Below are 8,839 nucleotides of genomic sequence, written 5' to 3' on the forward strand. Positions count from 1 at the left end.
GGCCATGTAGATGCTTTTAATGATCCTTTAATTGATAATAAAGATTCTAAAAAAAGATATAGAGCCGATGTTTTAATTGAAGACTATGTTGGTAAATTAGATACTAAAATAGAAAAAGAAGTAGCAAAAGCGGCTAAGCGTTTTGGAGATTCTTTTGATAAAGAACAATTTTTAGCAACAAACCCACGAGTAGTTGGTTATAAAGAAAAAGGAGACGCGATTTTACAACGTATGGGAAAATCTTTAGAAAACGAAGATTTAGCCGATGTAAAATTGTTAATTGAAGAATTAGAAATTGGTTGTCCTTTGTCAGGTTCTAAAAATTGGACTGATGTGAAGCAGTTTAACTTAATGTTTGGTACAAAATTAGGAGCTTCTGCAGAAACTGCAATGGACTTATATTTACGTCCAGAAACTGCACAAGGTATTTTTGTAAACTTTTCGAATGTACAAAAATCAGGAAGAATGAAAATTCCTTTTGGAATTGCGCAAACAGGTAAAGCGTTTAGAAATGAGATAGTTGCACGTCAGTTTATTTTCCGTATGCGAGAATTTGAACAAATGGAAATGCAATTTTTTGTACGTCCTGGAACTCAAAAAGAATGGTACGAGCAATGGAAAGAAACCCGATTAAAATGGCATTTATCCTTAGGAATGGGTGAAGAGAACTATCGTTTTCATGACCATGAAAAATTAGCACATTATGCAGATGCCGCGTCAGATATTGAGTTTAAATTTCCTTTCGGATTTAAAGAATTAGAAGGAATTCATTCTCGTACAGATTTTGATTTATCGAGCCATGAAAAATTCTCAGGAAAAAAATTACAATATTTCGATCCAGAAATAAATGAGCGTTATATTCCATATGTTGTAGAGACTTCTATTGGTTTAGATCGTATGTTTTTAGCTGTATTTTCACACGCATTACAAGAAGAAGCATTAGAAAACGGTACTACACGAATTGTGTTAAAATTACCAGCTGTGTTGGCACCAACAAAAGCTGCAATTTTACCATTGGTTAAAAAAGATGGATTACCAGAGATTGCCAAAAAAATTGTTGAAGATTTAAAATGGGATTTCAATGTTGATTACGACGAGAAAGATGCTGTTGGAAGACGTTACAGAAGACAAGATGCTGCCGGAACACCTTTTTGTATCACAGTTGACCACGATACTTTAACTGATGATTCAGTTACAATTCGCTATAGAGATACTATGGAACAACAACGTGTTAAAATTTCAGAAATAAAAGATATAATTAAACAAGAAGTTGATGTAAAAAATTGGCTTATGAAAATGTAGCTTTTAAATTTAAAAGATATTAGAGGCTGTCTAAAAAGTAAAATTTTTAGACAGCCTTTTTTTTGTTAAAAAAATGATAAAATTTAAATTCACAATTGCTATGTTAATTGTTTTAAAGAAATTTATAGCTTAAATTAATTTTAACCCAACTTCAAACATGAAAAAAATAATACTTTTGTTATTTATTATGGCCACCTGTGTGGTTTTTGCACAAGACAAAATTGCTTCTGAGGTACCCGTTCCAAACTATAGATTGGCATCTAAATTTTCACCAACAAATCTTGGTAAATTAGTACATTCTACTTCTGTAAGACCAAATTGGTTAAAAAATGGCAACCGTTTTTGGTACCAATATAAAACTACCGATGGCGCTAATTATTATTTGGTTGATGCTGATAGGAAAACTAGAACTAAATTATTTGACAACGATAAAATGGCTGAATGGTTAACTGAAATAACCAAAGACCCATACGATGGTCAGAATTTACCTAGATTTAGTTTCAAATTTGTAAAAAATGAAACCGCAATCCAATTTCGTGTTACTTCAACAGAAGAAGTGGAGGTTAAAGATGATGAAAAAGATAAAAAAGATGAGGTAAAAGACACTATAAAAAAGGACTCGACTGAAATTAAAAAAGTCAAAAAGAAAAAACCAAAAATGGAGAAAAAAGTATATTTTCTCGAATATAAATTAGGTGGAAATGGCTTAACAATTATAGATAATTCTAAAAAAGATGATGACAGAAAACGTTGGGCAAATATTTCACCTGATAGTACTATTGTCTTATATTCAAAAAATTACAATCTATATTGGATGGATAAAGAGAATTTTTTAAAAGCTCTTAAAGATGAGAAAGACACAACAATTGTAGAAAACCAATGGACAAAAGATGGTGTTGAAAACTATGGATATGGTGGTGGTTCCAGAGGTGAAAATAATGAAAGTAAAGAAGAAAAGAAGGACGATAGAAAAGGAATTCGGGGAATTTGGACTAGAGATTCTAAAAAGTTTATTTATGAGAGATCCGATTCAAGACATATTAAAGATTTATGGGTAATAAATTCAGTTTCTAAAAAAAGACCAACTTTAGAAACCTATAAATACCACATGCCAGGAGAGCAAGAATATTATAAATCTGAATTACAAATATTAGATATTCCTTCAAAAGAAATTCTTAATGTAAAATTAGATACTGTTAAGCAACAGAGTCTTTCTGTTTACAGACATCAATATAAAAAATCGGAAGCTAGTGATGAATTTAAACCTTCATTATTACTTTCAAAAAAAGGAAAAATTTATTTTAGCACTATAAGCAGAGATCGTAAAAAATTAGACATTTGTGTTGCAGATATTAATACAGGAGAGGTTGAGGTTTTAATTGAAGAGCGTTTTAATACCTACATAGAAACCAGACCTTTAATGTTATTAAATAATGAAACCGAAATGTTGCATTGGGCAGAAAGAGACGGTTGGGCACATATTTATTTATATGATACTAAAGGAAATCTAAAAAATCAGATTACAAAAGGACCGTATCACGTTGCGGGTATTGAAAATGTTGATGAAAAAGAGCGTATAATGTATTTTACTGCAAATGGAGTTAATAGAACTATAGATCCTTATTACGAGCATTTATATAGAATTAATTTAAACGGAACTGGTTTGCGCCCTATAAATTCTGGAGACTTTACTACAAGTGTTAGTCTGTCTGATTCTAATAAATACTTTGTAAATAACTATTCTAGAGTAGATAGTACCCCAAAATCTGAATTAAGAAGCAATACTGGTGCTTTAATTATGAATTTAGAAGAGGCAGATTTATCACAATTATTTGCTACGGGATATAAGTTCCCAGAAACTTTTAAAATGAAGGCTGATGATGGAATTACAGATTTATATGGTGTACTATACAAACCGTATGATTTTGATGAAACAAAAAGTTATCCATTATTAGAATATGTGTATCCAGGGCCACAAACAGAAGCTGTAAACAAAGCATTCTCTGTGCGTATGGATCGTTTAGATCGTATGGCTCAGGTTGGTTTTATTGTTGTAACAGTTGGTAATAGAGGGGGGCACCCAGATCGTTCTAAATGGTATCATAATTATGGTTATGGAAATTTAAGAGATTATGGTTTGGCAGATAAAAAATATATTGCAGAGCAATTAGCAGATAAACATCCATATATTGATATTAATAAAGTTGGAATTTACGGTCATTCTGGTGGTGGATTTATGTCTACTGCTGCAATGTTAGTGTATCCAGATTTCTTTAAAGCGGCTGTTTCTTCAGCTGGAAATCACGATAATTCTATGTACAATAGTTGGTGGAGTGAAACACACCATGGTGTTAAAGAAGAAATTGAAGCTGATGGAAGTATTAAATACAAGTATGATATTGATAAAAACCAATCGTTAGCAGCAAATTTAAAAGGAAATTTAATGTTAATTCACGGTGATGTTGATAATAACGTGCATCCAGGAGGAACTATTAGAATGGCAGATGCTTTAATAAAAGCTAATAAACGTTTTAAATTTATGATAATGCCAGGTCAACGCCATGGCTTTGGTAAAATGACAGAATACTCTTTTTGGTTACGCGCCGATCATTTTAGTAAATACTTTTTAGGTACTGAAGCTACGAATGTTGATATTCTTGAAATGAATAGAGATATACCGAAAGGTTAAAATTATAATTACATAAAAAAAGCTGTTTGAAAATTATTTTCAAACAGCTTTTTTGTTATATAATTTTTTTTAAAAATTGGGCTTTCTTTTTTCTAAAAAAGCAGTTGTTCCTTCTTTAAAATCATCTGTTCCAAAACTAACTCCAAATTGTTCAATTTCAACACTGTATCCATTAATACAATTGGTGTAATTAGCATTTACTGCTTTTATTGCAGCACTAATTGCAACGGAAGAATTTCTAATAATTTTACCTGCTAGTTTTTCACAAAGAGGTAATAATTCATCTTGTTCAACTACATAATTTACCAAACCATATTGTTTGGCTTCTTCAGCAGAAATCATAGCGGCGGTCATAATCATTTCCATAGCTTTTCCTTTACCAACTAATTGAGGTAAACGTTGCGTACCACCATAACCTGGAATTACACCCAAACTAACTTCTGGTAATCCCATTTTGGCATTGGAACTTGCAACTCTAAAATGAGCCGCCATTGCCAATTCTAAACCTCCACCAAGTGCAAATCCATTAACAGCAGCAATAACAGGTGTGCTTAAATTTTGAACAAAATCGAATAATATTTGCTGTCCTTTTCTTGCTAATTCTGTCCCTTCTTCAACAGAAAAATCTGCAAATTCAGAAATGTCTGCACCAGCAACAAATGCTTTTTCTCCGCTTCCGGTAATAATAATAACTTTTACGGTTTTGTCGTTTTCTAATAATTTAAATGCCTCGTGCAATTCTGAAATTGTATTTTTATTTAAGGCATTTAATTTTGTTGGTCGGTTTATTGTAATTGTGGCACTATTTTCGTTCTGCGCAATTAATATATTTTCGAAATTCATATTGTTATTTTTTTGGTACTATTATTTTAAAAACGGTTCCTTTATTATGTTTTGATGTAAACGAAATAGAGCCGTTGTAAGCTTCAACTATATTTTTTACCATCCCTAATCCTAAGCCCATTCCGCTGGATTTAGTAGTGAATTTTGGTTCAAAAATCTTTTCTTTATCTTCAATTAAGATTCCTTTACCATTATCTGCTACTGTAATTATAACATTTTTTTCGTCGTCTGAAACGGTGACTTCAATTTTTTTATTTTCAATTTCTTCTAAAGCTTGTGTTGCATTTTTAACCAAATTAGTAATTATTCTAATTAACTGTGTTTTGTCTAATTCTGCCTTAATAACTTCTTTTTCAGAAAAATAATAAATATAATCTTCTGCAAAAATATCTAAAGCGTATTTAACAACTTCAACAACATTTAACTCTTCCCTGTTTTGTGTTGGCATTTTAGCAAAGTTAGAGAAAGCGGAAGCAATAGAGCTCATAGTATCTATTTGCTGAATGAGTGTTTTACTAAATTCATTTATTTTTTCATGAATATTTGGATCTGTTGGATCAAATTTGCGCTGAAAACTTTGCACCGTTAAACGCATTGGAGTTAACGGATTTTTAATTTCATGAGCAACCTGTTTGGCCATTTCTCGCCAGGCTTGTTCTCTTTCTCCTTTTGCTAATTTTACAGCACTTTCTTCTAATTCATCAATCATTTCATTAAAGGCATTTACCAATGTAAACATTTCGGCGCTGGCATCCTTTAAAATAATTTTTTCGTTTCGCTTGTTTAAGCGTGTTAAGCTCATTTTATCGGTTACAGTTTTTATAGATCTAGTAATATAACTTGATATAAAATAAGCCAAACCAATGGCCAATAAAAACATGAGTACGTACACATAAGCCATTCTAATTAAAAACTCTTCTAAATCTTTATTTTGTGCAGTATTATCTTGCACATATTGTAAATTTAAAATACCAATTGGTTTAAATTTATTATCTGTAATATATGAGTAAGAAGATTGTAAGCTATTGCCTTTAAGTGCTTTAGTGTCGACAAAGCGATGTTTAACAGTGTTATTAATTCCTTTTAATATAGTGTCGCTTAGTTTTGTTGGGGCATCGCTTTTAACAAATCCGGCATGTGAACTTTTCGCAATATTTCCAGCTAAATCATAGATGTTAATTTCTAATTTTTCAATATCTGAAATTTCATGTACTTTTTCTCTAAAAATAAGTTTTAAGTTTTCTTCTACAATTGGAAATGTATTTCCGCTTCCGCTATTTAACCAATAATTTATAGAGGCTTTTACCGCTTCTTCTTTTCTTTCCAATCTCCCTTCATTATACTCGTCAGTTTGTTCTTTGTATTGATAAATTGTAACGGCGGCAATTAAAATAGAAGCTAATAAAATTAACAATATCATTGCTAAAAATATTCGAATACGTAAAGAAAGAAGTCTAATTTTCATTTAAATTTATTTTCACCAACCTAGTTGTTTTCACTTTTTTAAAAGGATTATTGTTGGTTATTTTTATGAAATATTATTTTATGATTTCATATAATTAATTACAGTAAATATACAGATTAATTGCTATTTTTTTTTGTATGCAACAATTACAATTAAATTGATAATGCAACCTAACCTACAACAAATGTACCAAGAAAGTTATTTATATCGTAATTTAAAAATAAGAATGATTAATGTTAAAATTGCGGTGACAGAATTTGCCAAAATCATTGCTAAACTTTTTAAATGAATACCATAAACTAACCATAAAAGTATTCCAATAAACATTGCAATGTACATGGTTAAAGAAATATTGCCGGCAGATTTTGTTTTCCAGGTTTTATAAACCTGAGGAACAAATGCAGCTGTTGTTAAGACCGCTGCAATTAAGCCAATTATTTCGTAAGAATCTATCATTATTATATGGATATAAAGCTAAATTGTTTAATAGCTGATAGTTTGAAAGGTTTCTAATAATTAAAGTTTTTCCTTGTTTATAATGGCTTCGACTGTGCTCAGCCACCCAAAAATTTATAACTTTAAGACCTTTTAACTGTTTTCTATTTTACCCAACAATATTTACAATTTTACCTGGTACAACTATTACTTTTTTAGGTGTTCTACCTTGTAATTGTGCTTGAGTTTTTTCGTGTGCCATAACTGCGGCTTCAATTTCATCTTTGTTTAAATCTAACGAAAGCTCCATAGTAAAACGCATTTTTCCGTTGAAAGAAATCGGATATTCCTTATTACTTTCTACTAAATGTTTTGCCTCAAATATTGGAAAATCAACTGTTGAAATTGAAGTTTTATGTCCTAATTTATTCCACAATTCTTCAGCAATATGTGGTGCATACGGCTCAATAACAATTGCTAAAGGCTCTAAAATAGCACGCTTATTACATTTTAAAGCTGTTAACTCATTTACAGCAATCATAAATGTTGAAACTGAAGTGTTGAAAGAAAAATTAGCAATATCTTCTTCAACTTTTTTGATGGTTTTATGCAATGTTTTTAATTCATCTTTAGTTGGTGCTTCATCAGAAACTGAAAATTCGCCATCTACAATGTATAATTTCCATAATTTTTTCAAGAAACTGTAAACACCAGAAATTCCTGAAGTTTTCCATGGTTTAGATTGTTCTAAAGGACCTAAAAACATTTCGAATAAACGCAAGCTATCTGCTCCGTATTCTTCACAAATTTCATCTGGATTTACAACATTGTATTTAGATTTTGACATTTTTTCTACCTCACGTTTAACCTTAAACGTTCCATCCTCTTCACAAATAAATTCAGCATCTTTAAATTCTTCTCTCCAGTTTTTAAAAGCTTCAATATCTAATTCATCATGAGTATTTACAAAGGCAACATCTGAATGAATTGGTTGTACTTTCAAATCTCCAATTAAACCTTTTGAAATAAAATTATTTTTACCTTCAACTCTATATACAAAAGCAGAAGTTCCAGTAATCATACCCTGATTGATTAGCTTTTTGGCGTATTCATCTGTTGGCACAAAACCTCTGTCGAACATAAATTTTTGCCAAAAACGAGAGTATAATAAATGTCCGGTTGCGTGTTCGCTTCCACCAATATATAAATCTACATCTTGCCAGTAATTAATTGCTTCTTTCGAAAACATTTCCTCATTATTTTGAGAATCCATATATCGATTAAAATATTGCGAACTTCCTGCCCAACCTGGCATTGTGTTTAATTCTAGTGGAAAAACAGTTACATTATCGATTAAATCATTATTAACAACTTTATTTTTAACAGTGTCCCATGCCCAAACTGTTGCATTTCCTAGAGGTGGTTTTCCATCTTCGGTTGGTAAATAGTTGCGAACTTCTGGCAACACAATTGGCAAATGTTGTTTGTCAATCATTTGCGGTAATCCGTTTTTATAATATACTGGAAAAGGTTCTCCCCAATAACGTTGACGACTAAAAACAGCATCGCGTAAACGGTAATTTATTTTTCCGTATCCAATTCCTTTTTGTTCAATTTCAAAAATAATTCGTTTCATGGCTTTTTTATAAGTTAAGCCATTTAAAAAGTCTGAATTTGCAATTTTAATTCCTTCTTTTGTAGCACATGCTTCTTCAGAAATATCAACTCCTTCAAAAATATTTGGTATTTCTAATCCAAAATGTTTTGCAAACGCATAATCACGTTCATCTCCACAAGGAACCGCCATTACAGCACCTGTTCCATAACTTGCCAACACATAATCTCCAATCCAAATTTGCACTTTTTCACCCGTAAAAGGATGCAATGCATAGGCACCTGTAAATACACCAGAAATGGTTTTTACATCTGCCATTCTATCCAATTCGCTTCGTTTTGCAGTTGCTTTTTGGTAAGCTTCAACAGCTTCTTTTTGCTCAGCAGTTGTAATTTTTGAAACCAATTCGTGCTCAGGAGCAAGTGTCATAAAACTTACACCGTAAATTGTATCGGGACGGGTTGTAAAAACAGAAATTTCCCAACCTGAA

At 31.2% G+C, this 8,839-nt stretch carries 6 protein-coding genes; 2 read left to right on the top strand and 4 right to left on the bottom strand.

What is annotated here, in order from left to right; translation table 11 throughout:
- On the top strand, nt 1-1,302 hold a 1,302-nt coding region (locus tag AB1Z17_RS11480), incomplete at its 5' end, for a glycine--tRNA ligase (RefSeq protein ID WP_368051934.1).
- Nucleotides 1,303-1,459: 157 nt separating this feature from the next.
- Entirely contained in the window at nt 1,460-3,991 is a 2,532-nt protein-coding gene (locus AB1Z17_RS11485; RefSeq protein WP_368051935.1) for a DPP IV N-terminal domain-containing protein, read from the top strand.
- A gap of 69 nt (nt 3,992-4,060) precedes the next feature.
- Here the strand turns inward: AB1Z17_RS11485 and AB1Z17_RS11490 are convergent, their stop codons facing one another.
- The 4 genes from AB1Z17_RS11490 to AB1Z17_RS11505 all read right to left on the bottom strand — a co-directional run.
- A complete protein-coding gene (locus AB1Z17_RS11490; protein ID WP_368051936.1) occupies nt 4,061-4,834 on the bottom strand; it encodes an enoyl-CoA hydratase/isomerase family protein in 774 nt (257 codons plus the stop codon).
- A gap of 4 nt (nt 4,835-4,838) precedes the next feature.
- Nucleotides 4,839-6,299, bottom strand: coding sequence for a PAS domain-containing sensor histidine kinase (locus AB1Z17_RS11495; protein WP_368051937.1), 1,461 nt, complete (start codon nt 6,297-6,299; stop codon nt 4,839-4,841).
- Nucleotides 6,300-6,497: 198 nt separating this feature from the next.
- Nucleotides 6,498-6,755 (bottom strand): SemiSWEET family sugar transporter, encoded by a 258-nt coding sequence (locus AB1Z17_RS11500; RefSeq protein ID WP_368051938.1) that lies wholly within the window; start codon nt 6,753-6,755, stop codon nt 6,498-6,500.
- Nucleotides 6,756-6,903: 148 nt separating this feature from the next.
- The coding region (locus tag AB1Z17_RS11505; protein WP_368051939.1) for a class I tRNA ligase family protein at nt 6,904-8,839 on the bottom strand (1,936 nt) is incomplete at its 5' end.

This window comes from Lutibacter sp. (assembly GCF_040883305.1).
GTDB lineage: Bacteria > Bacteroidota > Bacteroidia > Flavobacteriales > Flavobacteriaceae > Lutibacter.